Origin of the sequence: Rhodococcus sp. NPDC059968, from assembly GCF_042738615.1 — a bacterium.
Taxonomy (GTDB): domain Bacteria; phylum Actinomycetota; class Actinomycetes; order Mycobacteriales; family Mycobacteriaceae; genus Rhodococcus_F.
This window is the reverse complement of record NZ_JBHWUE010000001.1, coordinates 51,666-76,083: the sequence shown is the minus strand read 5'-3', so window position 1 is coordinate 76,083 and position 24,418 is coordinate 51,666. Positions and strand designations below refer to the sequence as shown.

Annotated in this window: 26 protein-coding genes; 10 read left to right on the top strand and 16 right to left on the bottom strand. The window is 67.7% G+C overall.

Going from position 1 to position 24,418, the window contains the following annotated elements:
• Positions 1 to 5 precede the first annotated feature (5 nt).
• Positions 6 to 1,166: an iron-containing alcohol dehydrogenase gene (locus ACFWAY_RS00375; protein ID WP_378456980.1), complete on the top strand. Its 1,161-nt coding sequence runs from the start codon at positions 6 to 8 to the stop codon at positions 1,164 to 1,166.
• A 2-nt stretch (positions 1,167 to 1,168) separates the two neighbouring features.
• Here ACFWAY_RS00375 and ACFWAY_RS00370 read toward each other — a convergent pair whose 3' ends face one another.
• From ACFWAY_RS00370 to ACFWAY_RS00360, 3 genes are all read right to left on the bottom strand, one after another.
• Positions 1,169 to 1,990: a PhzF family phenazine biosynthesis protein gene (locus tag ACFWAY_RS00370; RefSeq protein ID WP_378509491.1), complete on the bottom strand. Its 822-nt coding sequence runs from the start codon at positions 1,988 to 1,990 to the stop codon at positions 1,169 to 1,171.
• 74 nt (positions 1,991 to 2,064) lie between these two features.
• Positions 2,065 to 2,559: a DUF3830 family protein gene (locus ACFWAY_RS00365; protein WP_005244798.1), complete on the bottom strand. Its 495-nt coding sequence runs from the start codon at positions 2,557 to 2,559 to the stop codon at positions 2,065 to 2,067.
• Between the two features lie 68 nt (positions 2,560 to 2,627).
• Complete coding sequence (locus ACFWAY_RS00360; RefSeq protein ID WP_164059384.1) at positions 2,628 to 3,869, bottom strand: aspartate aminotransferase family protein; 1,242 nt, start codon at positions 3,867 to 3,869, stop codon at positions 2,628 to 2,630.
• Between the two features lie 114 nt (positions 3,870 to 3,983).
• Here ACFWAY_RS00360 and ACFWAY_RS00355 point away from each other — a divergent pair, with 114 nt between their 5' ends.
• Positions 3,984 to 5,432, top strand: a complete 1,449-nt coding sequence (locus ACFWAY_RS00355; protein WP_378509490.1) for an NAD-dependent succinate-semialdehyde dehydrogenase — start codon at positions 3,984 to 3,986, stop codon at positions 5,430 to 5,432.
• A 4-nt stretch (positions 5,433 to 5,436) separates the two neighbouring features.
• Here the strand turns inward: ACFWAY_RS00355 and hsaB are convergent, their stop codons facing one another.
• Genes hsaB through hsaA form a run of 4 tightly spaced genes read right to left on the bottom strand, consistent with a single transcriptional unit; the run spans position 5,437 to position 8,985 of the window.
• Entirely contained in the window at positions 5,437 to 6,024 is a 588-nt protein-coding gene (gene hsaB / locus ACFWAY_RS00350; RefSeq protein WP_378453456.1) for a 3-hydroxy-9,10-secoandrosta-1,3,5(10)-triene-9,17-dione monooxygenase reductase subunit, read from the bottom strand.
• Entirely contained in the window at positions 6,021 to 6,923 is a 903-nt protein-coding gene (gene hsaC, locus ACFWAY_RS00345; RefSeq protein WP_378453457.1) for an iron-dependent extradiol dioxygenase HsaC, read from the bottom strand. Before hsaC ends, hsaB begins: the two co-directional genes overlap by 4 nt.
• Positions 6,923 to 7,801, bottom strand: coding sequence for a 4,5:9,10-diseco-3-hydroxy-5,9,17-trioxoandrosta-1(10),2-diene-4-oate hydrolase (hsaD, locus tag ACFWAY_RS00340; protein ID WP_378453458.1), 879 nt, complete (start codon positions 7,799 to 7,801; stop codon positions 6,923 to 6,925). Before hsaD ends, hsaC begins: the two co-directional genes overlap by 1 nt.
• Before the next feature lie 8 nt (positions 7,802 to 7,809).
• Entirely contained in the window at positions 7,810 to 8,985 is a 1,176-nt protein-coding gene (gene hsaA / locus ACFWAY_RS00335; RefSeq protein WP_378453459.1) for a 3-hydroxy-9,10-secoandrosta-1,3,5(10)-triene-9,17-dione monooxygenase oxygenase subunit, read from the bottom strand.
• Between the two features lie 190 nt (positions 8,986 to 9,175).
• On the opposite strand from hsaA, the gene ACFWAY_RS00330 reads away from it, so the two are divergent.
• From ACFWAY_RS00330 to ACFWAY_RS00320, 3 genes are all read left to right on the top strand, one after another.
• The gene (locus tag ACFWAY_RS00330) at positions 9,176 to 10,336 is read left to right on the top strand and encodes a Rieske 2Fe-2S domain-containing protein (RefSeq protein WP_378453460.1); all 1,161 of its coding nucleotides are present in this window, start codon (positions 9,176 to 9,178) and stop codon (positions 10,334 to 10,336) included.
• Between the two features lie 2 nt (positions 10,337 to 10,338).
• Positions 10,339 to 10,686: a hypothetical protein gene (locus ACFWAY_RS00325; RefSeq protein WP_378453461.1), complete on the top strand. Its 348-nt coding sequence runs from the start codon at positions 10,339 to 10,341 to the stop codon at positions 10,684 to 10,686.
• Positions 10,687 to 10,830: 144 nt separating this feature from the next.
• Entirely contained in the window at positions 10,831 to 11,208 is a 378-nt protein-coding gene (locus ACFWAY_RS00320) for a VOC family protein (protein ID WP_005574864.1), read from the top strand.
• A 39-nt stretch (positions 11,209 to 11,247) separates the two neighbouring features.
• Here the strand turns inward: ACFWAY_RS00320 and dmpG are convergent, their stop codons facing one another.
• The 3 genes from dmpG to ACFWAY_RS00305 are packed head-to-tail and all read right to left on the bottom strand — an operon-like array spanning position 11,248 to position 13,980.
• A complete protein-coding gene (dmpG, locus tag ACFWAY_RS00315) occupies positions 11,248 to 12,285 on the bottom strand; it encodes a 4-hydroxy-2-oxovalerate aldolase (RefSeq protein WP_112301955.1) in 1,038 nt (345 codons plus the stop codon).
• On the bottom strand, positions 12,282 to 13,184 hold the full coding sequence (locus ACFWAY_RS00310) for an acetaldehyde dehydrogenase (acetylating) (RefSeq protein ID WP_378509489.1): 903 nt from the start codon (positions 13,182 to 13,184) through the stop codon (positions 12,282 to 12,284). Before ACFWAY_RS00310 ends, dmpG begins: the two co-directional genes overlap by 4 nt.
• 10 nt (positions 13,185 to 13,194) lie before the next feature.
• Positions 13,195 to 13,980, bottom strand: a complete 786-nt coding sequence (locus ACFWAY_RS00305; protein WP_378509730.1) for a 2-keto-4-pentenoate hydratase — start codon at positions 13,978 to 13,980, stop codon at positions 13,195 to 13,197.
• A gap of 148 nt (positions 13,981 to 14,128) precedes the next feature.
• Here ACFWAY_RS00305 and kstD point away from each other — a divergent pair, with 148 nt between their 5' ends.
• From kstD to ACFWAY_RS00290, 3 genes are all read left to right on the top strand, one after another.
• Positions 14,129 to 15,847 carry a 3-oxosteroid 1-dehydrogenase gene (gene kstD / locus ACFWAY_RS00300; protein ID WP_378509488.1) on the top strand — a complete coding sequence of 573 codons (1,719 nt, stop codon included), beginning with the start codon at positions 14,129 to 14,131 and terminating at the stop codon, positions 15,845 to 15,847.
• Positions 15,837 to 16,703: a MaoC/PaaZ C-terminal domain-containing protein gene (locus tag ACFWAY_RS00295; RefSeq protein ID WP_378509487.1), complete on the top strand. Its 867-nt coding sequence runs from the start codon at positions 15,837 to 15,839 to the stop codon at positions 16,701 to 16,703. The genes kstD and ACFWAY_RS00295 overlap by 11 nt, the downstream gene beginning before the upstream one ends.
• Before the next feature lie 173 nt (positions 16,704 to 16,876).
• Entirely contained in the window at positions 16,877 to 17,404 is a 528-nt protein-coding gene (locus tag ACFWAY_RS00290) for an NlpC/P60 family protein (protein ID WP_005244825.1), read from the top strand.
• On the opposite strand, the gene ACFWAY_RS00285 is transcribed toward ACFWAY_RS00290, so the two are convergent.
• The 5 genes from ACFWAY_RS00285 to ACFWAY_RS00265 are packed head-to-tail and all read right to left on the bottom strand — an operon-like array spanning position 17,383 to position 21,323.
• Complete coding sequence (locus tag ACFWAY_RS00285; protein ID WP_378453467.1) at positions 17,383 to 17,715, bottom strand: hypothetical protein; 333 nt, start codon at positions 17,713 to 17,715, stop codon at positions 17,383 to 17,385. The genes ACFWAY_RS00290 and ACFWAY_RS00285 overlap by 22 nt on opposite strands.
• Positions 17,712 to 18,935, bottom strand: a complete 1,224-nt coding sequence (locus ACFWAY_RS00280) for a DUF58 domain-containing protein (protein WP_378509486.1) — start codon at positions 18,933 to 18,935, stop codon at positions 17,712 to 17,714. The genes ACFWAY_RS00285 and ACFWAY_RS00280 overlap by 4 nt, the downstream gene beginning before the upstream one ends.
• Entirely contained in the window at positions 18,932 to 19,888 is a 957-nt protein-coding gene (locus tag ACFWAY_RS00275) for a MoxR family ATPase (RefSeq protein ID WP_005263839.1), read from the bottom strand. Before ACFWAY_RS00275 ends, ACFWAY_RS00280 begins: the two co-directional genes overlap by 4 nt.
• Positions 19,885 to 20,367: a hypothetical protein gene (locus ACFWAY_RS00270; protein ID WP_378453469.1), complete on the bottom strand. Its 483-nt coding sequence runs from the start codon at positions 20,365 to 20,367 to the stop codon at positions 19,885 to 19,887. The genes ACFWAY_RS00275 and ACFWAY_RS00270 overlap by 4 nt, the downstream gene beginning before the upstream one ends.
• Positions 20,349 to 21,323, bottom strand: a complete 975-nt coding sequence (locus tag ACFWAY_RS00265; RefSeq protein ID WP_378509485.1) for a DUF4129 domain-containing protein — start codon at positions 21,321 to 21,323, stop codon at positions 20,349 to 20,351. Before ACFWAY_RS00265 ends, ACFWAY_RS00270 begins: the two co-directional genes overlap by 19 nt.
• A 115-nt stretch (positions 21,324 to 21,438) precedes the next feature.
• On the opposite strand from ACFWAY_RS00265, the gene ACFWAY_RS00260 reads away from it, so the two are divergent.
• Positions 21,439 to 22,755: a TrpB-like pyridoxal phosphate-dependent enzyme gene (locus ACFWAY_RS00260; protein ID WP_378509484.1), complete on the top strand. Its 1,317-nt coding sequence runs from the start codon at positions 21,439 to 21,441 to the stop codon at positions 22,753 to 22,755.
• 43 nt (positions 22,756 to 22,798) lie between these two features.
• Here ACFWAY_RS00260 and zapE read toward each other — a convergent pair whose 3' ends face one another.
• Positions 22,799 to 23,716 carry a cell division protein ZapE gene (gene zapE / locus ACFWAY_RS00255; RefSeq protein WP_378509729.1) on the bottom strand — a complete coding sequence of 306 codons (918 nt, stop codon included), beginning with the start codon at positions 23,714 to 23,716 and terminating at the stop codon, positions 22,799 to 22,801.
• A gap of 78 nt (positions 23,717 to 23,794) precedes the next feature.
• Between zapE and ACFWAY_RS00250 the strand changes: the two genes are divergently transcribed.
• A complete protein-coding gene (locus ACFWAY_RS00250) occupies positions 23,795 to 24,373 on the top strand; it encodes a TetR/AcrR family transcriptional regulator (RefSeq protein WP_378453472.1) in 579 nt (192 codons plus the stop codon).
• Positions 24,374 to 24,418: the final 45 nt, after the last annotated feature.

Below are 24,418 nucleotides of genomic sequence, written 5' to 3'. Positions count from 1 at the left end.
CTCCCATGACCGCACACCTCTCACTCCCCCGCTTCGCCAGAATCGGGGCTGGAGCAGTCGACGAGATCGGCTCGGTTGTCGACCAATTGGGTCTGCAGAGGCCGGTTCTCGTCACCGACTCCTATCTGACCGGCACCGGCGCGGCCGATCGGATCATGAGCCTCCTCAGGTCCGCGGGCAAGGAGCCGGCACTATTCGCCGGCACCGTGCCCGACCCCACCACCGATTCTCTGGAGGAAGGGCTGAGGATCGTCGCCGAGCACAATGCGGATTCGGTGATCGGGTTCGGTGGCGGTAGTCCGATGGACACCGCGAAGGCATTGGCCGTGCTGTCCGCGAACGGCGGCGAGATGCGGTCGTACAAGGCACCTCACGTATACACCGGTAATGCACTGCCGATCATCGCGATACCGACCACCGCCGGAAGCGGCTCGGAGGCGACGCAATTCACGGTCATCAGCGACAGCGCGTCCGACGAGAAGATGCTGTGCCCGGGGCTCTCCTTCCTGCCGATCGCCGCGATCGTGGATTTCGAACTCACGATGTCGATGCCGCCGCGGCTGACCGCCGACACCGGAATCGACGCGCTCACTCACGCGATCGAGGCGTACGTCAGCAAGAAGGCCCAGCCGTTCACCGACGGACTCGCTCTCTCCGCGATCCGCACCATCGGCAAGCACATCGGCACTGCGTATGCGGACGGTGAAGACCGCACCGCGCGGGAGGCGATGATGGTCGCGTCCATGCAGGCCGGCATGGCGTTCTCCAACTCGAGTGTGGCGCTGGTGCACGGAATGAGCAGGCCGATCGGTGCGCATTTCCATGTCGCACACGGACTGTCGAATGCCATGCTGCTTCCCGCCATCACGGCGTTCTCCGTGAAGGGAGCGGAGAGCCGCTACGCCGACTGCGCGCGTGCGTTCGGCGCTGCACCGGAATCGGCGGGCGATTCCGTCGCAGCGCAGTTCCTCGTCGAAACCCTGAGCACGCTGTGTCACGACCTGAAGGTTCCGACGCCGCTCGCATACGGGATCGACCGCGACGCCTGGGACGGCCTCATTCCGTTGATGGCAGAGCAGGCGCTGGCGTCCGGATCGCCCGGCAACAATCCGGTTGTGCCCACTGCCGGCCAGATCGAGACGCTGTATTCGGAGGTCTTCAGCTAGCGCTAGAACCCGACGGTGCCCCTGAGGTATCGCCGGTACGCCCCGGACAGGTGGACGCGGTCGCCGGTCACCTCGCAGTGAACTGTTCCTCCCCGCGCTGACAGTTGGCGTCCGACAAGGCTGTTTCGGCCCAGGACGTCAGCCCAGTACGGCGCGATCTGCGAGTGCGCGGACCCCGTCACCGGGTCTTCCCGAACGCCGGCGGCGGCGCCGAACCAGCGCGACACGAAGTCGAGTCCGTCCGAGTCCGACGTTGCGGTGACGACGATGCCGCGCACCTTCAGCGGGCTGATCACGGCGAAGTCGGGGGCCATCGACGCGATGTCGCGTTCGGACTCGGCAACGAACACGAGGTCAGTGGCCTTCAGGCACTCCCGCACCGGAATGCCGAGTGCTGCGACGATCCGGGAATCGGCCGCGGTCGGCACCGGCCGCTCGGCCGGGAAATCCATCACCAGCGTCGCGTCCGGTCCACGGTCGACGTGCAGCCAGCCGCTGCGCGTCCAGAACTGGATGCGGGCGGCCCCCGGGTGCACGTCCTCGAAGATCTGTGCGGCGGTGGCGAGGGTGGCGTGGCCGCACAGGTCCACCTCGACGGCCGGAGTGAACCATCGCAGGTGATACGCCGGGTGTTCCGGGTCGTACGGCTCCGCGTCCACGGGAAGGCGGGCGGTGTAGAACGCCGTCTCGGACAGGTTGTTCTCTTCGGCGAGTTGCTGAAGAACCGAATCGTCCAGCCAGTCGGTCAGCGGCATGACCGCCGCCGGGTTGCCCTCGAAGGGTCCGGCGGCGAATGCGTCGATCTGATAGATGTCCAGCTTCATAACGTCCGATGGTGGTGGACGATCCGGCACCCGTCGAGGGCCATACCGCACACTCTGGACCGGTCCCGCCGACGTCAGGCCCGCGCGAAGCTCATCGTCTCGCCTTCGACCCCGCGCATCCAGAGGTCGTTGCACGCGGCCGCCAGTTCCGGCAGTCCCTCCTCGATGGCGGCGAACACGTTGCCGGGCACCCAGCCGACGTCGCCGTTGAGCAGGAGATTGTTGCGGCCATAGAAGATCGCGAGGTCGGTGGCGCCCTGCGCGGCGTGCGCCTCGGAGCCGGGCTCGTACCCGTAGGCGGAGTTGCCGATCTCCCACGGCTCGAAGTCGAACAGGCACACGTCACCGGGAATCGGTGTGACGGTGGGGTTTTCCCGCCTCGGTGCCGCGGTGATCCGTGGGATCAGCGTGTACACCTCGTTGCGCGCGTACTTGGCGTGGTACGCGTCGCCGCTCTGCGGAAGCACGTCCCACACCGCGTCGCACGTGAGTGGTGCGTCCTCGTCCAGAAGCCGGGCACGGCAGGTCACGCCGCGCTTGTCCAGGCTGATGGTGATGTAGCGAGCCACAGGTCCTCCTTCGGAGCCTGTGAGTACTTATTAACCGCGGGCGGTTAATAAATACTCACGGGTGCTTGTCACACTTCGTCGAGTACTTCGGACCAGATTTTCAGGGCGTCCTCGATCTGTTCCGCCGTCACGATGAGCGGTGGAATCATCCGTACCACGTTCATGTGGGCGCCGCAGGTCAACAGCAGGAGCCCCTTCTTCGCGGCCAGCTGCTGCGCCGCAGCCGCTTTCGCGCGGTCCGCACTGCCGTCGGCGGCCGTGAACTCGCTGCCCACGAGCAGTCCGAGACCGCGGACGTCGCCGATCCCGTCGATGGCGCGCGTGCGCGCACCGTCGAGCAACTGGACGCCCCGCGCAGCGGCGTTGGCCACGAGATCTTCCTTCTCGATCACCTCGAGCGTCGCGACAGCGGCCGCGCAGGACACGGCGTTCCCGCCGTACGTTCCGCCCTGCGACCCCGGCCAGCCCTTGGCCATGAGTTCCTCGGACGCCGCGATGCCCGACAGCGGGAAGCCGCTGGCAAGACCCTTGGCGATGGTGATGATGTCGGGGCGGACGTCGAAGTGCTGGTGCCCGAAGAACTTGCCGGTGCGGCCGAAACCGGTCTGGATCTCGTCGATGACGAGCAGGATGCCGTATCGGTCGGCGCGCTCGCGGAGCCCCTGGAAGAACGCGGTGTTGCCGGGCACGTAGCCGCCCTCGCCGAGGACGGGCTCGACGACGAACGCCGCCGTCTCGTTCGGCGCGGTGAGTGTCGCGAAGATGTAGTCGAGTTCCTTCAGCGCGAACGCGGTCGCCTCCTCCTCGGACCAGCCGTAGCGGTAGGCGTTGGGGAACGGTGCCACGTGCACGCCGCCCATCAGCGGGCTGAAGCCGGCCGAGAACCGGGTGCCGGATGTGGTCATCGTCGCCGTCGCGACCGTGCGTCCGTGGAATCCGCCGTGGAAGACGATCACGTTGGGGCGGCCGGTCGCCTGCCGCGACAGCCGCAGCGACGCCTCGACGGCCTCGCTCCCCGAGTTCGCGAAGAACAGCGAGTCGAGTCCCGGGGGCAGGACCGACCCCAGTCGATCGACCAGCTCGAGCATCGGCTGGTGCATGACCGTCGTGTACTGGCCGTGGATCAGGGAGCCGACCTGTCTGCGCGCGGCCTCCACGACGTGCGGGTGACAGTGCCCGGTACTGGTGACGCCGATGCCCGCGGTGAAGTCGAGATAGCGGCGGCCGTCGGTGCCGTAGAGGTAGCAACCTTCACCGTGATCGACCGTCACGGGTGTGGCCTGAGCGAGCAGTGGAGATAGCCGAGTCACGAGAACCCTCCCACGCGTAGATGCCGTCCGATGTCGGCAAGTGCATTGTCAGATTGTTGACAATCTGTATAACATGGGGAGCGTCCCTTCGGCAACGGAGAATGGGGAAAAATCATGCTCGAGGAAGCAGCAATCGCATCGGTGCAGACCGGCCTGTTCATCGGCGGCAAGTGGCGCGACAGTGCCCGCACGATGCCGGTCCACGACCCGTCCACCGGACAGATCCTGTGCACGGTCGCCGACGCCGACGCCGCGGAGGCCCGCGAGGCGCTCGATGCGGCGGTGGCGGCGCAACCGTCGTGGGCGGCCACGACACCCCGCGAACGCAGCACCATCCTCATGAACGCGCACCGGCTGCTGCTCGAGAACGTCGACCGGCTCGCGCTGGTCATGACGCTCGAGATGGGCAAGCCACTCACCGAGGCACGGGGCGAAATCGCCTACGCCGCAGAGTTCTTCCGCTGGTTCGCCGAGGAGGCCGTCCGCATCGACGGCGGCTACATGACGGCGCCCGGCGGCGGGTCGCGGTTCCTCGTCACCAAGCAGCCCGTCGGACCGAGCTTGCTCATCACCCCGTGGAACTTCCCGATGGCGATGGGCACCCGGAAGATCGGGCCCGCCATCGCGGCCGGGTGCACCTCCGTCATCAAACCTGCGGCCCAGACACCGCTGTCGATCCTGGCGCTCGCCGACATCCTCACCGAGGCCGGCCTGCCGGACGGCGTCGTCAACGTCGTCACCACGTCCAGCCCCGACGAGGTCATCACTCCACTCATCCTCGACGGCCGGGCCCGCAAGCTCTCGTTCACCGGTTCGACCAAGGTCGGGAAGCATCTGCTCGAACTGTGCGCCCGCACGGTCATGCGCACATCCATGGAACTCGGCGGCAACGCGCCGTTCCTCGTCTTCGACGACGCGAATCTCGACGACGCCGTCGACGGGGCGATGGCGGCGAAGATGCGCAACATCGGCCAGGCCTGCACGGCTGCCAACCGCATCCTCGTGCACAGTTCGGTCGCCGAGGAATTCACCCGCAAACTCACCCAGCGGATGGAGGCCCTGCCCGTCGGGCGCGGCACCGAGGACGGCGTCGTCGTCGGACCGCTGATCGACGAGGCGGCTGTCGCGAAGGTGAGCAGTCTCGTCGCGGACGCGATCGCACGCGGCGCCTCGGTACTCACCGGCGGCGAGGCACTCGACCGCCCGGGCAACTTCTACCCGGCGACGGTGCTGACCGGTGTGTCCGACGACGCCGAGATGTGCCACAACGAGATCTTCGGTCCCGTGGCCGCGATCAGCACGTTCGAGACCGAGACCGAGGCCGTCGAGCGGGCCAACGACACCCCGTACGGGCTGGTGGCCTACGTGTACACGGAGAGCCTCAAGCGCGGCATCCGCGTGTGCGAAGCACTGGAGTCGGGCATGGTCGGACTCAACCAGGGAGTGGTGTCGAACCCTGCCGCGCCATTCGGCGGCGTGAAGGAATCCGGGCTCGGGCGCGAAGGCGGGACCACCGGCATCGACGAATTCCTCGAGACCAAATACATCGGTGTTGCCGTCTAGAAATCTAGAGCCAGGTGTCTTCCGACGACGTCGTGAGGAACGCTTCGAGGTCGTCGCGCCACGGCGCGGGCACGGTCTTGTCCGGTTCGATGCCGGTGTACTGCCCGCGGTAGAACAGCAGCGGTCGCTCCTCCCTGATCTCGCTCAGGGAGGAGACCCGGCCGAACGCGACCCAGTGGTCGCCGCCGTCGTGCACGCTCTCGAGCGAGCAGTCGATGTGGGCGAGCGAACCGGTGAGGATCGGTGAGCCCAGCGGCGACTCCGTCCAGTCGATCCCGGCGAACTTGTCCGGATCCCGGGAACCGAAGCGGGCGCACGACGACTGTTGTTCTTCCGCGAGCACATTGACGCAGAAGATGCCACTGCGCTCGATCGCCGCCCACGACCGCGACGTCTTGGTCGGGCAGAACAGCACGAGCGGGGGTTCGAGCGACAGCGCGGCGAACGACTGGCACGCGAACCCCACGGGCTCGCCGTCGTCGATCGTCGTGATGATGGTGACGCCGGTGCAGAACTGGCCGAGCACCGTCCGGAACCGTCGCGGATCGATCGCCTCGGCCGCGACGGCCCCGTCCCCGGTCACCTCGCTCACGGCTGCATTCCGACGCTGAAGTCGTGACCCCACAGGCTGACGGCCGTGCTCTCCCTCGCGATCCAGCTCTCGTCCTCCACCTGACGTCCCTCGCAACCGAATTCGACGTCGAAGCCGCCGGGGGTCTTCATGTAGAACGACAGCATCAGGTCGTTGACGTGGCGGCCGAGCGTGGCCGACATCTTGACCTTCTTGCGGAGCGCGCGGTCGAGGCACAACCCGACGTCGTCGGAGTTCTCGACCTCGATCATGAGATGCACGATGCCGCTGGGCGTGGGCATCGGCAGGAACGCGAGGCTGTGATGCCGCGGATTGCAGCCGAAGAACCGCAACCACGCCGGCTTGCCGTCGGCGGGCCGCCCGACCATCTGCGGGGGCAACCGCATCGAGTCGCGCAGGCGGAAGCCGAGGACGTCGCGGTAGAAGCGCAGCGACGCCTCGTCGTCCGTGGTCGAGAGGACGACGTGCCCGAGACCCTGCTCACCGGTGACGAACTTGTGCCCGTACGGGCTGACCACCCGCCGATGTTCCAGGGCTGCGCCGTGGAACGCCTCGAGCGTGTTGCCGGACGGGTCCTCGAACGTGATCAGCTCGTCGACCCGGCGGTCCTGCAGCTGCTCGGCGGTCCCCTCCTTGAACGCGACGCCGGCCGCCGACAGGTTGTCGCGGACCTCCTGCAGCTCCGCGGCATTGGCCGTCTCCCAACCCGACACCGACAGCCGGTCCTGCTCCCCGGGGAAGATCACGAGGCGAGCCGGAAAGTCGTCCATCCGCAGATACAGGGCGTCCGGGTCGGAGCCCTTGCCCTCGACCATGCCGAGCACCTTCAGACCGTATTCGCGCCACGCGGCCATGTCGGTGGCCTCGATGCGCATGTATGCCAGTGAACGAATACTCATCACTTACCCCCGTCCAGGAGGAAATCGGTTGCCAGGCGATTGAACTCGTCGAACTTCTCCAGCTGCGCCCAGTGTCCGCAGCCGCCGAAGACGTGCAGCTGCGCCCGCGGAATCATCTTCAGCGCCACCAGCGCCCCGTCGAGCGGGTTGACCCGGTCTTCGCGACCCCAGATCAGCAGCACGCGCTGGCGCAGCTTGTAGGCGTCGCGCCAGAGCATTCCCAGCTCGAAGTCGGCCGAGGAGAACGACTTTCCCATCGCCTTGGCGGCGGCGAGCGACTCGGGCGTGCTCGCCGCGGCGAAACGCTCGTCGATCAGTTCGTCGGTGATCAACTTCTGGTCGAACACCATGATGCGCAGGAACGCCTCGAGATTCTCGCGCGTGGGTTGGTACCCGAACTTGCCGAGGTTCCTGACGCCCTCGGTCGGGTCCGGGGCGAACAGGTTGACGCTCAGTCCGCCCGGACCCATCAGGACCAGCCGGCCCGCCCGGTCCGGGTAGTCCAGCGCGAAACGCACTGCCGCACCGCCACCGAGCGAGTTGCCGAGCAGGTGGACGCGTCCGCCGATGTCGAGCGTGTCGAGCAGATCCTTCAACGCGGACGCACTGTGCACGAAGTACTGCGGGTGCTCGGTCGGCTTGTCCGATAACCCGTATCCCGGCTGGTCGACGGCGAGCACGTGGAACTTCTCGGCGAGAACCGGGATGTTCCTGGCAAAGTTCGACCACGACGAAGCGCCCGGACCGCCGCCGTGCAGCAGCACGATCGTGGTGTCGTTGCCGACCCCGGCCTCGTGGTAGTGCAACTTCAGGTCGGGCCGCACCTGGGCGAACTTCGAGGTGGACTCGAATGTGAGGGCCTCTTCGGTAGTCGTCACGCGTTCTCCTAGACCATCGTGTCGGTGACGGGCAGACCGAATTCGCCTGTGCCGTACATGACGTAGGCGCGCTCGGGATCGTTGGCCGCGTGGACGCGTCCGGCGTGCGCGTCCCGCCAGAAACGCTGCAGCGGCGTTCCGTTGGCCAGCGCGGTGGCCCCCGAGCTCTCGAACAGTTTGTCGATCGACGAAATGGCGCGGCCCGTGGCGCGCACCTGGTCGCGGCGTGCCCGCAGCCGCATCTCGAACGGGACTTCCTCACCGGCGACGAGCAGTGCGTATTCGTCGGCGACGTTTCCGGACAGCTGGCGCCAGGCGGCGTCGATGTCACTCGAGGCCTCCGCGATGCGGACCTTGGCGAACGGGTCGTCTTTCGCCTTCTCACCGGCGAACGCCGCGCGGACGCGCTTGCCCTGATGTTCGACGTGCGCATCGTAGGCGCCGTAGGCCATCCCGACGATCGGCGCGGAGATGGTGGTGGGATGGATTGTTCCCCAGGGCATCTTGTAGACGGGCGCGGTGTTGCGCTCGAGCCCGGGTGCGGTGAGGTTGCTCATCGCCTTGAAGCTGAGAACGCGGTGCGTCGGGACGAACACGTCGTCGACAACCACGGTGTTGCTGCCGGTTCCGCGGAGTCCCACGACATTCCACACGTCGTCGATCCGGTAGTCCTCGCGCGGGATCAGGAAGCTGACGAAGTCGACCGGACGCCCGTCCTTGATGACGGGCCCGCCGAGCACGGCCCAGCTCGCGTGATCACAGCCGGACGACCAGGCCCAGGCACCGTTGACCGTGTATCCGCCGTCGACGACCTGGCCGGCGCCCATCGGCGCGTACGAGGACGAGATGCGGACGTCGGTGTCGTTGCCCCACACGTCTTCCTGAGCCTGCTGGGAGAACAGTGCGAGGTGCCAGTTGTGGACACCGATGATCGACGAGACCCATCCGGTGGAACCGCAGGCGCTCGCGATCTTCCGCACCGCGGAGTAGAAGAGCACCGGATCCGCCTGGTAACCACCCCACTGTGCGGGCTGGAGCAACCGGAAGAATCCGGTCTCCTGGAGCGCCTTCATGGAATCGTCGGGGATACGACGTAGATCCTCGGTCTCCTGCGCACGCTCTCGCAGCGTCGGCAGTAGTGCGTCGAGCCGCTGCATCACCTCGTGACTGTCATGGTCACCCACAGGACGCTCCTGTCTCGTTCGATGGTTCACTTATCTTCTGAGACTAGAACACGTTCCCATTTATGTCGAGATACCGGCAAAGGTGCTGTTTGACGGCCCGGGTCTGGAAGAAAGCACCCGAAAATCTGGCGGATCGTGTCGAAGTTCTATAACGTGTTCTACTAACAGCATGAAGGGATGTGAGGGCACAATGGCGCAGATTCGCGAGATCGATGTGGGCACGGTCCAGACCCGCTTCGCGCGTGGTTGGCACTGCCTCGGTTTGACCAAGACGTTCAAGGACGGCAAACCGCATTCGATCGAGGCATTCGGCACCAAACTCGTCGTCTTCGCCGACAGCAAGGGCGAACTGAAGGTTCTGGACGCGTATTGCCGGCACATGGGCGGCGACCTGTCGCAGGGCACCGTGAAGGGCGATTCCGTGGCCTGCCCGTTCCACGACTGGCGCTGGGGCGGCAACGGCAAGTGCACCAGCATTCCCTACGCACGCCGGGTTCCGCCGATCGCCCGCACCCGGGCCTGGCTCACCCTCGAGCAGAACGGCCAGCTGTTCGTCTGGAACGACCCGGAGGGCAATCCCCCGCCGGAGGACGTGACGATCCCCCGCATCGAGGGCGCATACAGCGACGAGTGGACCGACTGGACCTGGAACTCGATGCTGATCGAAGGTTCCAACTGCCGCGAGATCATCGACAACGTGGTCGACATGGCGCACTTCTTCTACATCCACTACGCGTTCCCGACGTACTTCAAGAACGTCTTCGAAGGCCACATCGCGACGCAGTACCTCAACACGAAAGGTCGCCCCGACGTCGGGATGGCGACGCAGTACGGCATGGAATCGCTGCTGCGCTCCGAGGCCGCGTACTACGGGCCGTCCTACATGATCAATCCGCTGTGGAACAGCTACGGCGGGTACGAGGTCGAGAGCGTCCTCATCAACTGCCACTATCCGGTGACGAACAATTCGTTCGTGCTCCAGTACGGCGTGACCGTCAAGAAGCCGACCGGCATCGACGACGAAACAGCCGACAAGCTGGCCGCGAAGTTCACCGAGGGCATCGCCGAGGGATTCCTGCAGGACGTCGAGATCTGGAAGAACAAGACCAAGATCGACAACCCCCTGCTCTGCGACGAGGACGGTCCGGTCTACCAGCTGCGACGCTGGTACGACCAGTTCTACGTCGACGTCGCCGACGTCACCGACAAGATGACGCGGCGCTTCGAGTTCGAGGTCGACACCACCAAGGCCAACGAGGCCTGGCAGCACGAGGTCGACGAGAACCTGGCCCGTCAGAAGGCCGAACGCGAGGCCGCGGAGCGGTCCGAAAGCAAGGAAGCGCAGGTCTGATCATGAGTGCCTCGACCGAATGGGCCAAAGCTCCCGACTTCGCCGGGCAGCCTGCTCGGCTCGAGGCCATTCATGCGCAGACGTTGGCCGACAAGGCCAATTACCTCGACGACGGCATGAAGGAAGTCGAGTGCCGGACGTGCGGAACCTGTGTGCTGGTGCGCAAGAACAGCCTCGAGCACACAAGCGTCCAGTGGACGGACGACCCTGCAAAGACGTGCCCGACGTTCCGGGACGCCGTCGGAGAGGGACAGTCCACCGCGCTCCGCGAGGGGTGCCCGCGGCTGTGGGACAGTATCGATCACGCGGTGATGGAGGGGTTCATCGACGTGCGAGATCGCGTCGAATAGTCGTTGGCACGCTGCGCGCGGATGCGTCGCCCAGTGTGACATTCGTGCAGTCAGTGCGGCTTCGGCCTGCACGAATGTCACATTGGGCGCTTAGGCTGGATGTGCCGTCGGATTCGGCGGTTCCAGCCGAACCGGAGGCGTGCCATGACAGGCCGAATCGTGCACTTCGAGATCCCTTTCGACGACGGTGACCGCGCACGAGCGTTCTATCGGGACGCGTTCGGGTGGGCCATCGCCGAGATCCCCGACATGGACTACAGCATGGTCACCACCGGACCCGTCGGCGAGAGTGGCATGCCCGACGAACCCGGGTACATCAACGGCGGCATGATGCAGCGCGGGGAGGTGACCTCTCCGGTGGTCACCGTCGACGTCGAGAGCATCGAATCCGCCCTCGAAAGGATCGAATCCCTCGGTGGCAAGACCGTCACCGGCAGGACCCCCGTCGGGAACATGGGATTCGCCGCGTACTTCACCGACTCTGAGGGCAACGTCGTCGGGCTGTGGGAGACCGCCCGCTGACCCGTGAGTACTTATTAACCGCCCGTGGTTAATAAGTACTCACAGGCGCTCGCGTTGCAGTTCGAGCGCAATGTCGATGAGCTGGTCTTCCTGCCCGCCGACGAGCTTGCGCTTACCCGCGCGGACGAGGAGTTCGGCGGACGAGACGCCGTACCGCTCGGCCTGGCGTTCGGCGTGCTTGAGGAAGCTCGAGTAGACACCGGCGTATCCCATCATCAGCGCCTGGCGGTCGAGGAGGCATTCGGCGGGCATCGCCGGACGCACCACGTCCTCGGCAGCGTCGGCGATTGCGAAGAAGTCGATCCCCGTCTTGACGCCGATCTTGTCGCACACGCCGACGAACGCCTCGACCGGCGCGTTGCCGGCGCCGGCACCGAATCGTCTTGTGCTGCCATCGATCTGCTTGGCACCTGCGCGGACCGCGGCGATCGAGTTGGCCACACCGAGTCCGAGGTTCTCGTGACCGTGGAATCCCACCTGCGCGTCCGAGCCGAGTTCCTGCACCAGAGCCTCGACGCGGTCCGACACCTGCTCGAGCACGAGCGCGCCGGCGGAGTCGACGACGTACACGCACTGGCAGCCCGCGTCGGCCATGATGCGGGCCTGCTTGGCGAGCTTCTCCGGTGCAATCGAATGCGCCATCATCAGGAAGCCGACGGTCTCGAGACCGCGGTCGCGGGCCAGCCCGAAGTGCTGGATGGACACGTCCGCCTCGGTGCAGTGCGTGGCGATGCGACAGATCGAGGCGCCGTTGTCCTGGGCGACGATGATGTCGTCCTTGATGCCGAGGCCCGGCAGCATCAGGAAGGCGATCTTCGCGTTCTTCGCCGTGTCGACGGCGATCGAGATGAGTTCCTGCTCCGGCACCTTGGAGAACCCGTAGTTGAACGAGGACCCACCCAGTCCGTCGCCGTGCGTCACCTCGATGACCGGGACCCCGGCGTTGTCGAGCGCACCGACGATGGCCCGGACCTCCTCGCCGGTGAACTGGTGCCGCTTGTGGTGCGAACCGTCCCGCAGGGAGGTGTCGGTGACGCGGATGTCCCAGCTGGCGTCGAAATGGACCATAGTGCTCATGCCTCCACACTCAGGAGCTTCTGGGCGATCTCCTCGCCCACCTTGGTTGCCGCTGCGGTCATGATGTCGAGGTTGCCCGCGTACGGCGGCAGGAAGTCGCCTGCGCCCTCGACCTCGACGAACGTCGTGACTGTCGCCTGCCCGCCCGACACGATGCTCGGGTCGTCGAACTGCGGTTCGTTGAGCAGCCGGTAGCCGGGGACGTACTGCTGGATGTCCGCGACGACGCGGTGGATGGAATCGGTGATGGCGGCGCGGTCGGCGTCCTCGGGGATCGCGCAGAAGATCGTGTCGCGCATGATCATCGGCGGGTCGGCCGGGTTGAGGATGATGATCGCCTTGCCACGCCGCGCTCCGCCGATGGTCCCGATGCCGCGGCTGGTGGTCTTGGTGAACTCGTCGATGTTGGCGCGGGTGCCCGGGCCCGCGGAGACGGACGCCACCGACGCGACGATCTCGGCGTACGGCACGTCGACGACGCGGGAGACCGCGTACACGATCGGGATCGTGGCCTGCCCTCCGCACGTGATCATGTTGACGTTGGGGGCGCCGAGGTGTTCGAGCAGGTTCGCCGGCGGCACCACGGCCGGTCCGACCGCGGCCGGTGTCAGGTCGACGGCGCGGATGCCGGCGGCCTCGTACCGCGGTGCGGCCTCCCGATGCACGTACGCGGACGTGGCCTCGAAGACGAGGTCGGGTTTCTCCGGCTGGTTCAGCAACCAGTCGACACCCTCGGCCGACGTCTCCAGTCCCAACTTGCGGGCGCGTGCCAGGCCTTCGCTCTCGGGGTCGATCCCGATCATCCAGCGGGGTTCGAGCCACTCGGATCGCTGCAGTTTGTAGAGCAGGTCGGTGCTGATGTTGCCCGAACCGACGATCGCCACACTTGCCTTGGTCATGAACAAACTCCTACTTGAACTGCAGGGATACGGATCCGAGCCCACTGAACTCGGCGCGGAAGTGATCGCCCGGGTGCGCGTCGATGGCGCGGGTGCACGATCCGGGCAGCACGATGTCGCCGGCCTTCAGCCGGACGCCGAAACTCTCGACCTTCTGCGCGAGCCAGGCGACGGCCGTCACCGGGTTGCCGAGCACCGCGTCGCTGCGCCCCTCGGCCTTGGTCTCGCCGTTGCTGGTCAGGACCGCATCGATGGATGTGATGTCGATGTCCGCGGGCCGCACCCGGTTCTTGCCGAGCACGAAACCGGCGGACGACGCGTTGTCCGCGATCGTGTCCGACAGCGTGATCTTCCAATCGGTGATCCGGCTGTCGATCAGCTCGATGGACGGCGCGAACGCCACGGTGGCGTCCAGGACGTCCTGCTCGGTGCAGCCGGCGCCGGGGAGGTCGGCGCCCAGCACGAACGCCACCTCGACCTCGACGCGCGGGAAGCAGAACCGCGCCGTGTCGACGGGCTGGTCCTCGAACACCTCCATGTCGGCGAGCAGGTGGCCGTAGTCGGGTTCGTCGACGCCCATCATCTGCTGCATGGCGAGGGACGACAGGCCGACCTTGTGCCCGACGACCTTCGCTCCGTCCTGCAGCCGGCGGCGGATGTTGATCAGCTGGATCTCGTAGGCGTCGACGACGTCGATGTCGGGATGGTCCGCGGTCAGGGGGCCGATGGGAGCGCGGCCCCGCTCCGCGGCGTCGAGCTGATTCGCCAACTCGGTGCGTAGTTGCGTCGAGAGCATGGTGTGAGGGCCTTCCGTGAAGTTCGTTTGTGTGCGCACGCCCACCGGTTTTTACTGCAACGTGTTTCGTTCTTGTTTGTTGGCGTCAGTAATACTTCCTGGCAGAAAGGATGGACTGACAACCCCATCATTCTATAACGTGTTCTACATGAGCAAGCACGAATACGACATCGTGGTCGTCGGAAGCGGTGCCGGTGGAATGACCGCGGCCCTCACCGCGGCCCACAAGGGACTCAGCGTCGTCATCCTCGAAAAGGCGCCGCACTTCGGCGGCTCCACCGCGCGCTCCGGCGGTGGCGTGTGGATCCCCAACAACGAGGCGCTGATCGCCGCGGGAGTCGAGGACACCACCGACGCCGCGCGGACCTACCTGCACAGCATCATCGGTGACGTCGTCCCGAAGGACCGGATCGACGCCTACATCGACCGCGGCCCCGAAATGCTGTCGTTCGTGCTGAAGAACAGCCCGCTGAAACTGCAGTGGGTGCCCGAATACTCCGACTACTACCCCGAGGCCCCCGGCGGACGGCTCGGCGGACGGTCCGTCGAGCCGACACCGTTCGACGGCAGGAAACTCGGCGCCGACCTCGCGAGGCTCGAACCCGACTATGTCAAGGCGCCGTCCAATTTCGTGATCACCCAGGCCGATTACCGCTGGCTGAACCTCCTGATGCGGAACCCGCGCGGCCCGCTGCGCGCCGCCCGGGTCGGGCTCCGGTTCCTCGGCGCCAAGCTCACCGGGAAGCGCCTGCTCGTCCGCGGTCAGGCGCTCGTCGCGGGACTGCAGGCCGGGCTGAAGGCCGCCGGCGTCCCGATCCTGCTCGACACCCCGCTCACCGACCTGTATGTGGAGGACGGCGTGGTCAGGGGCGTCAACGCGACGGTCGACGGACAGCCGCAGGTGTTCCGGGCGCGCCGCGGCGTCGTGATCGCGTCGGGCGGTTTCGAGCACAACGACGAGGCCCGCAAGAAGTACCAGCGGGCACCGATCGGCACCGAATGGACCGTCGGCGCGAAGGCCAACACGGGCGACGGCATCTGGGCGGGCGAAAAGCTCGGCGCCGCGCTCGATCTGATGGAAGACGCCTGGTGGGGACCGTCCATCCCACTCACCGGGGGCCCCTGGTTCGCGCTGTCCGAGCGGAGCCTGCCGGGCTGCATCATGATCAACGAATCCGGCAAGCGCTTCGTCAACGAATCCGCGCCATACGTCGAGGCGACGCACGCGATGTACGGCGGCACGTACGGCCAGGGCGACGGACCGGGCGAGAACGTGCCGTGCTGGCTCGTCCTCGACCAGCGTTACCGCGACCGCTACGCGTTCGCCGGAGTCACCCCCCGCTCGCCGTTCCCCGGTCGCTGGCTGAAGGCCGGTGTGATCGTCAAGGCGGGCACCGTCGCCGAGCTGGCCGGGAAGATCGGCGTGCCGGTCGACGCGCTCGCCGAAACGGTCTCGCGTTTCAACACTTTCGCCCGCAACGGCAAGGACGAGGACTTCGGCCGTGGTGAGAGCGGGTACGACCACTACTACGGGGATCCCCGCAACAAGCCCAACCCGAGCCTCGGGGCGCTCGAGAAGGCGCCGTTCTTCGCCGTCAAGATGGTCCCGGGCGACCTCGGCACCAAGGGCGGCCTCCGCACCGACCGCAATGCGCGCGTGCTGCGGGAGGACGGCAGCACCATCGAGAACCTCTATGCGGTGGGCAATGCCAGCGGCCCGGTGATGGGCCACACCTACGCCGGACCCGGCGCGACCATCGGCCCGGCGATGACGTTCGGCTATCTCGCGGTTCTCGATATCCTCGACAAGTCCTCCCGGACCGATTCCCCGACGTCACTCACCGGAGACACCACCAATGCCCCTTGATCCGAACATCGCCATCGGAGCCGAACTGCCCGTTCAGGAGTTCTCCTGGACCAGTTCCGACGTGCAGCACTACCACCTCGCTCTCGGTGCCGGATCCCGTCCACTGGACGAGAGGGAGTTGCGGTACCTGACCGACGGGAAGCCGCAGGTGCTCCCCACGTTCGCTACGGTGGCCGCGAATTTCCACGCGACCGAGGCCCCCCGTGTGTCGTTCCCGGGCGTCGAGATCGACCTCGCCAAGGTGGTCCACGGCAGCCAGGAAGTGACCGTGCACCAGCCGATTCCCCCGGAGGGCAAGGCCCGCACCACCACCCGCATCGCCGAGGTGTGGGACAAGGGCAAGGCCGCCGTCATCGTGCAGGAATCGACGACCACCGACCTCGGCGGCACTCCCCTGTGGATCGGGCGTTCGTCCATCTTCGCCCGCGGCGAAGGCGGTTTCGGCGGTGAGCGCGGACCGTCCCAGTCCGTCGAGTTACCCGACCGGCCTGCCGACGCCGAGGTCGACACGCCCGTCCTTCCGCAGCAGGCGCTGATGTACCGGATGTGCGGCGACCGCAACCCCCTGCATTCCGACCCGAAGTTCGCTTCCGCCGCAGGGTTTCCCGCCCCGATCCTGCACGGCCTGTGCACCTACGGAATGGTGTGCAAAGCGGCCGTGGACGCGGTACTCGACTCGGACACGTCGCAGGTCGCGGGCTTCCGAGTCCGGTTCGCGGGCGTGGTTTTTCCGGGCGAGACGCTGCACACGCGAATCTGGCGGGAGGAGGGCAGACTACTCATCTCGGCCACGGTTCCCGAGCGTGATCATGCCCCAGCCCTGGCCGACGTGGTACTGACCCTGACCCAGGGGTGACAGTTACCGAAATTTGACCGAATGTGCCCAGTTCGGGCGGATGTTCGCAATTATCAGGCACGATGCCGCAACACTTTGTACGCTTTCCGGGACCTCATCGAGACGTCTCAACCGATGGTCGGGACGGTTCCAACGGCTCTCCAACGAGCAGTAGCGAACAAAGGGGGGACCTCGTGTCCCAGCGCAGACATCTCCGTCCCGTGCGGCGCGCTGCCGTTGCCGGCGCTCTCGCGTTCTGCGCGACCGCCCTCGTCGCTCTTCCCGCGAATGCCGCACCGGTCGCGGGAAGTTCCGACAGCGGCAGCACCGGCGGCAGTTCGATGGGTTCTTCCGTTCTCCCGACGCCCATTCCCACCCCGACCGGGCTGGCCGCGCTCGCGGCCGCGACGACCCAGACTGGCAAGCCTTATCTGTGGGGTGGGACGGGTCCCGACGCGTGGGACTGCTCGGGGCTGGTTCAGTGGGCATTCCGGCAGGCAGGGGTGAATCTGCCACGCACCACGTGGGAGCAGGCTGAGGTCGGCGCCCCCATTCCGCTGTGGGCGCTGGCTCCCGGCGACATCGTGGTGCTCAACCCGGATGCGTCGCACATCGGTATCTACGCGGGCTTCGGTCAGGTCTTCAATGCGTACGGACGCGGCGTGCCCGTGGGTCTGGCGCCGCTGTCGCAGTTCCACATCTACAGCATCCGCCGGTTCTGACCCTCGGCCGTGGGTGTGCGTCTGCCGACGTACGGCCACACCGCGACGAGGAACAACACCACCACCGCGACCGGCCCGAGCAGGGACGCCCACGCCGGCCCGTCCGGCAGTGCCGCTGCCAGACCGGCCGCGGCGCCGGTGACGACCGCCCCCAGCAGTAGCGTCGGGATTCCCGGTGCGAGGCCGGTGTACGCGACGAGCAGCAGTCCCGTCGCCGCGACACCCGCGGCGGCCGCCGCGAGCGCGGACGCGTTGCCCAGGACGAGCGCGACCAACGCCCCCTGCACCGCGATCACCGCTACCCATCTCATCGGAGTGCCCTCGACGGCCGGCGGGCGCGATCGGCGAGGGCCAGCGCGAGATCCAGTGCGGAATCGTCGTCCCACGCCACCACCGGGACCCCGAGAACACCCATGTTCCGGTACATGTTCCGCCGCTCGAGCCGCCACATCCTGCCGGTCATCGGCTCGAGTTCGTACTCGAACGGCGGGCCGCGGAGCACGTCGACGGCCACGACGACGTGACCGCGCCGCCTCAACTCCAGCAGTGACAGCGCGAAGTTGGTGTCCAGCATGGTGGAGAACGCGATGACCACGGCCCTCGGCGGCAACGCGACCCGCGGGACGAGTGTGCCTTCGGAGGCACCGGCCTCGGAGTCGAGCACGGTGTCGAGGATCCGGTAGAACTGCCTGCGTCCGATGTCGGCGCCGAGCCACCGCAGCCGGAGCCCGTGGGCGACGACCCCGGCCCGGTCGCCGCGCTGCAAGGCCGTCTGCACCACCTGCGTGGCCCCGCGCACGGTCCGGTGCAGGCTCGCCGACGCCGGGCCCGGCGCCTGCGGCGTGGTGTCGAGTACGGCGACGACGTCCGCGGCGCGGTCCATGATCCGTTCGGTGACGTGGAGCCGGCCGCGCCGGGCACTCACCGGCCAGTTGACGCTGCGCAGCGGGTCTCCCGGCGTGTGGGGGCGGATGTCCCCGAACTCGACGCCCGAACCGAATCGGCGGGTGCGGTGCGCGCCGATGCGGTCCGGAAGGGTGGCGTGGGGCAACGGAGTCGGCATGGGTGGCGCCAGCGGGAACACCCGCAGCTCCGCGACGGGAACCGGCAGCGAAGCGGTCAGCAGGCCGCCGCCGGCACGTGCCGTGACCGTCAGTGCGGGTTCGTACCGGCCCCATCGATCCGCCGACACCACGTAGTCGCCCTCGCCGACCTGATCGACCGTGTAGCCGTCGGACGGTGCCGGTGTCACCGCGAGCTCCGCCGCGCCACAACACGCCGTCACATCCACCGAGAAGTGCACGGACTCGGATTCGAAACACCGCAGCATGTGCGCCGACGCCTCGACCCGGACGCCGGTGGCCGGACGGGGCAACCACGTCACCGTGCCGAGCGCACCCAGCATCGGGGCGGCGAACACGATCAGTTCCCACCACCGCCCCACGACACCCGCCGTCAACGCCACAGCGGCGCAGGTCGTCAATGCGAGGGCTGCCGGCGACGCCCGCCACGTCAGCTGGTGCTCCGTCATCGTGCCCTCGGCGCGGGGAGACGGCGCAACAGTTCCGCGAGGACGTCGTCGCTGCGGATACGGCGCACCCACATCTCCGGGCGCAGGCTGATGCGGTGCGCGACAGCGGGAACGGCCAGGGCCTTGATGTCCTCGGGAATGACGAAGTCCCGGCCCGAGAGGAGGGCTCGCGCCCGAGCCAGCTGGACGAGGTCGAGCTCCGCGCGGGGGCTGGCCCCGACCTCGACCTGCGGGTGATGCCGGGTGGCGTTCGCGAGCGCGACGACATATCCGAGGACGTCGTGATGAACACTGACCTGCTCGAGCGATTCGCGCATCGCCAGGAGGTCGGCGGCATCGACCACCTGCTCGACGACGACGGCGGCGGATCCCCGGTCGAGCCGTCGGCGAAGCATCTCGTGCTCGTCGGTCTCGGTGAGATACCCGAGCCGCAGGCGGAGCGCGAACCGGTCCAGCTGCGCCTCGGGTAGCGGGTAGGTGCCCTCGTACTCGATGGGATTGTCGGTGGCGAGCACGATGAAGGGACGCGGCAGGATCCGGGTGGTGCCGTCGACGCTGACCTGCCCCTCGGCCATGGCCTCGAGCAAAGCGGCCTGGGTCTTGGGCGGGGTGCGGTTGATCTCGTCGGCGAGGAGCAGGTTGGTGAAGATCGGGCCCGGACGAAATTCGAAGCGTCCCGACGGCATGTCGTAGATGGTGGCGCCGAGCAGGTCGGCGGGCAGCAGGTCGGGGGTGAACTGGACGCGCGTGAAGTCGAGCCCGAGCGCGGCAGCGAAAGATCGTGCCACCAGAGTCTTTCCGAGTCCGGGCAGATCCTCGATGAGCACGTGTCCGCCGGCGAGTACCGCGAGCAGGATCGACGTGAGTTCGTCGTGCTTGCCGACCACCGCCCGTTCGACCTCTGCCAGCACCGCGTGGGCGCGCGCGGTGGTGACCTCGGCGGGCATCGTCACAGCTGCTCCAGCCGTTGCAGGATCCGGTCGAGCACATCCCGGCCCGGACCGGGTGCGGCCCTGTCGGAGCGCTGCACGCACTCGGGATCGACCCACTGCCACAAGTCGCCGAAGAACACCTCACCCGCGGCGGCGGTGTCGGCGGGGTCGAGTCCCTGCCGCTGTCCGGTGGACTGCTGGAACTCGCGCGCCAGAAGCGGACGCAGATGGTGATCCCAGTCGCCGCGCGTACCGTCCGCCCAACTGATCAGTGATTCCGTCCGCGCCATCCAGCGGGCCGTGGCCTCGGCTCGTTCCGCCTCCAGGCCGGGCGGCTGGTCGTCGACGTCCCCGGGTGCCATGCGTCGCCGAATCTCGAAGAGCACCAGCGCGGTCACCGCTCCCGCGATCAGCACGGCCGCACTGTACCGACCGGCGGCCACCAGCGGGACCTCCACGGCCAGCACCGCCCCGACACCGGCTACCGCGACGGCGAACATGCGCCGCTCCCCAGGTCGTCGAGCACGCGCCGGAGCAGATCCGCGGCCTCGTCACGGTGCTGTTCGCCCATCGGATGCAGGCTGAACCGCGCCTCGGAGAACAGCCGCACCAGCGGCGCCGCAGCCTCGAAGTGCAGCGCTCCGAGTTGCACTGCGCGAGCCAGCACTTCGGACGGGGTGTCCGACTCCCGCGGTTCGGCGCCCGGGGCCCCGCGCAGCGCATCTTCCATGGCGGCGTAGCTGGCGATGATGGCCTCACGCGGCGGCAGAGTCGGGGCCACGACCACGGCGAGACCTTCCTCCGCCGCCCGGGCCAGCGACTGCGAGGCGGCCGGACTGTCGGGGGAACTCGCCGCGGTCCAGGCGCCGGCCCGAGCCCGGAGGGGGCGCCGGGCCACGGCACCGAGGATCAGCACGGTCACCAGCATCGGCCCGACAATCGCTGCCGCGGTCCACAATTCCGTCAGGTCCTCGCGGGCCTCCTCCACCGTGTCGGGTGGCGGACGTGTGTCGGCGGGCACGGACTCGTCGGTTCGGCCGGCCCCATTGTCGGTGGCCGGGCTCGCCGGCGACGGTTGACGGTCCGGTGGCTGGTCACCGCCGGCGGACCCGAGGAAGAACGCCGCGGCCACGAGGAGCGAGGCGAACGCAGCCCATCCGAGAATGTGCCGGCGCGAGACCGAGGACCCGGTGTCTCCGGTGAGCCCTACCGGCGGCGGGTCGGGCGCGACCCGCGGCCGACCGCTGCGAAGGGCGGACGCCAGCGCCACCGCCGCGACGACGACGGCGATCGCCGAGAGGATGATGAGAGCGCGCGTCGCACCTGCGCCCGGCTCCGACGGTGTCGCGGGGGTGTCGGGCGCGGGGACCACCCGGACGGCAAGGGTGACCGTCACGACGGCCGCCAGCAGGGCGACCGTGTGGACGACCCTGCTTCGCACGCGACGGTCCGGCATCCTCACTCCCGAGTTGCTCCTCCATCGTGACACGCGGGGACCGGGAAAATCACCCGTTCACGGCGGCGGACGGCGCAGCATGTTCCGGACGTATCCATCTACGAAGGAGTTTTACTTGACCACGTCCCCGGTAACCGGAGCCGAACTGACTCGATCGCTGGAACCTCTGGGGGTTGCGGTCCCCTCGGCCGTGCCCACGCACTGGTACAACCTTGCCGCCGATCTTCCGGAACCCGTTCCGCCGCACCTGCATCCCGGCACTCGTGAGCCGCTCGGACCGGAAGACCTGGCTCCGCTGTTTCCCGCGAGCCTGATCGAACAGGAGGTCGCGACCGAACGGTACATCGAGATCCCCGAGACGGTCCGCGAGATCTACGGCATGTGGCGGCCGTCGCCGCTGGTGCGCGCGCACCGGCTCGAGCGGGTGCTCGGCACGCCGGCACGGATCTACTACAAGTACGAGGGTGTCAGCCCGGTCGGATCACACAAACCGAACACGGCTGTGGCACAGGCCTATTACAACGCGCTCGAAGGCACCACCAAGCTCACCACCGAGACCGGCGCGGGCCAGTGGGGCGCGTCGCTCTCGTTCGCCGGGGCCCTGCTCGGCCTCGAGGTGGAGGTCTGGCAGGTCCGCGCCTCGTTCGACGCCAAGCCGTACCGCCGACTCCAGATGGAGGCCTACGGCGGCATCTGTCATCCGTCGCCGTCCGACCTCACCGAAGCCGGTCGGGCCATCCTGGCCGAGCACCCCGACACCACCGGGTCGCTGGGCATGGCGATCAGCGAGGCCGTCGAGGTGGCTGCAAACGATCCCGACGCGCACTACTCGCTGGGCAGCGTCCTCAACCACGTCATGCTCCACCAGACCGTGATCGGCCAGGAAGCGATGGCCCAGCTGGAGGAGGCGGGTGAGCCTGCCGCGCACACGGTATTCGGTTGCGCCGGCGGCGGTTCCAATCTCGCCGGCCTGACCTTCCCGTTCCTGGGGCGTAATCTGCGCGAGGGCACCACCACCCGCCTCGTCGCGTGTGAGCCGGCCGCCTGCCCGTCGCTGACGGAGGGCGAGTACCGCTACGACTTCGGTGACGTCGCAGGCCTGACGCCGCTGTTGAAGATGTACACCCTCGGCAACGACTTCGTTCCGCCCGCCATCCATGCGGGCGGACTGCGGTACCACGGCATGTCGCCGATGGTCTCGCACGCCGTCGCCCTCGGGCTGATGGAGGCGACCGCGATCGAACAGGACGACGCACTCGCCGCGGGCCTGCTCTTCGCCCGCGCCGAAGGCATCATCCCGGCGCCGGAATCCACGCACGCCGTGGCCGCGGCCATCGCGCACGCCCGCACGGTCACCGAACCGGAGGTCGTGGTCATCGGACTGTCCGGCAACGGCCAGCTGGACCTCCCCGCGTACAGCCGGTACGTCTGATCGATTTGCCGAGGCAGACGCCCCAACGGGTCTGCCTCGGTGGTCACCGGCTCAGCGTCGACAGCCTGCTCACCAGCCGGTCGAAGTCGAGCGTGCCGTCGAGTCCGGCGGACACGTCGTCCCACGACGCTTCGGCGACCAGAGTCAGCGAAGTCCCCCTGTCGTACAGCACGTCGACGACGTTCGCGAACCGCCGCACGGTCTCCGCGCCGGCCTCCCGCAGTCGGGGCACACCGGTGATCACCCAGCATCCGAACCGCTCGGACAGTTCGAGGTAGTCGGCGGGTGCGGTCGGGGTGCCGCACAGCACCGCGAACTCGAACCAGACCGTGCGATCCTGCACCGCGGAGGCCGTCACCGTGCGCGTCCCGACGGTCAGGGCGACGCGCTCGGACAGGGCCGGGGTCTCGGTTTCGGAAGCTCGGACGAAACGTCCGGAAGAGAACCTGGCGTCCGCCGTGGCCACGGTGCGGTAGTCGACGGGACCAGCCAACCGCACGACGGTCAAGTTCCGTTCCAGCACGGCAATCGACGGCGCGAACAGGTGATGGAACAGCGGATTCGGCAACAGCCCTTCCGGCGGATAGTTCGATGTGGCCACGAGCGTGATCCCGCGGGTGAACAGGACCTTCAGCAGTCGCGCGACGAGCATCGCGTCCCCGACGTCGTGCAGGTGGAACTCGTCGAAACACAGCAGCCGGACGTCCCCGAGAGCCGTGTCGATCGCGAGGTCGATGGACCCCAGCGCGTGCGCGTCGGTGTGGAGCCGGCGGAAGAACGAGTGGAAGTGCACGCGCCGCTTCGGGACCGCGACCGACCCGTAGAAGCGGTCCATCAACCACGTCTTGCCGCGTCCGACGGGTCCCCACAGGTACACGCCGCGAACTCCGGGCCTCCCCTGCCCCAGGCCCTCGGCGGTCTCGTGCAGGACGGCCGCGGCCGCGCGCTGCGCGTCGTCCAACAGAACCTCTACATCCACAGAGGAAACACTACGAATGTAGAGTCTCGTGCGACAAGCCTATGTGAGGAGGACGACACCGTGCCCGAGCGGCGTGAGCAGATAGCCGACGCGGCGATCACGATCGTCGCGCGCGAGGGCATGCGGGCGCTGACGCATCGGGCCGTCGACCGCGCACTGGATCTCCCGGGCGGGTCCACGTCCTACTACTTCCGTACCCGGCGTGCCTTGATCGAATCCGCCGTGCGCCGGCTCGCCGAACGCTCACGGCAGGAATTCGAGACCACGGCGGCCCCGCCGCTCGACCTCGCATCCCTCGCCGAGGGCGTGGCCCGGTCCCTGGACCGGCTGCTGCACACCCGCCACGACGACGTCGCCGCCCGGCACGCGCTGACCGTCGAACTGTCCGGTGACGCCGAACTGCACGCACTCCTCGCGACGTGCCTGTTCTCCCGTCCCCGCGCCACCGAATTGTTCGACGCCCTCGGTGTCGCCGACCCCGAGAGCGCGGGCGCGGACTTCGTCAGCCTCGTCGAAGGCCTGGTCTTCGACCGTTTCGTGGGAGCCCGGTCACTCGACGGCATCGAGCCCGGCACCGAACGCAGCGTGCGGCAGCTGGCGCGCGCCGTCGAGTCGTATCTGCGCGGTGTGACGGCCTGAACGAATGCCACCCGGCGCGGGGTGAACGACGAAAATCCCGCGTTT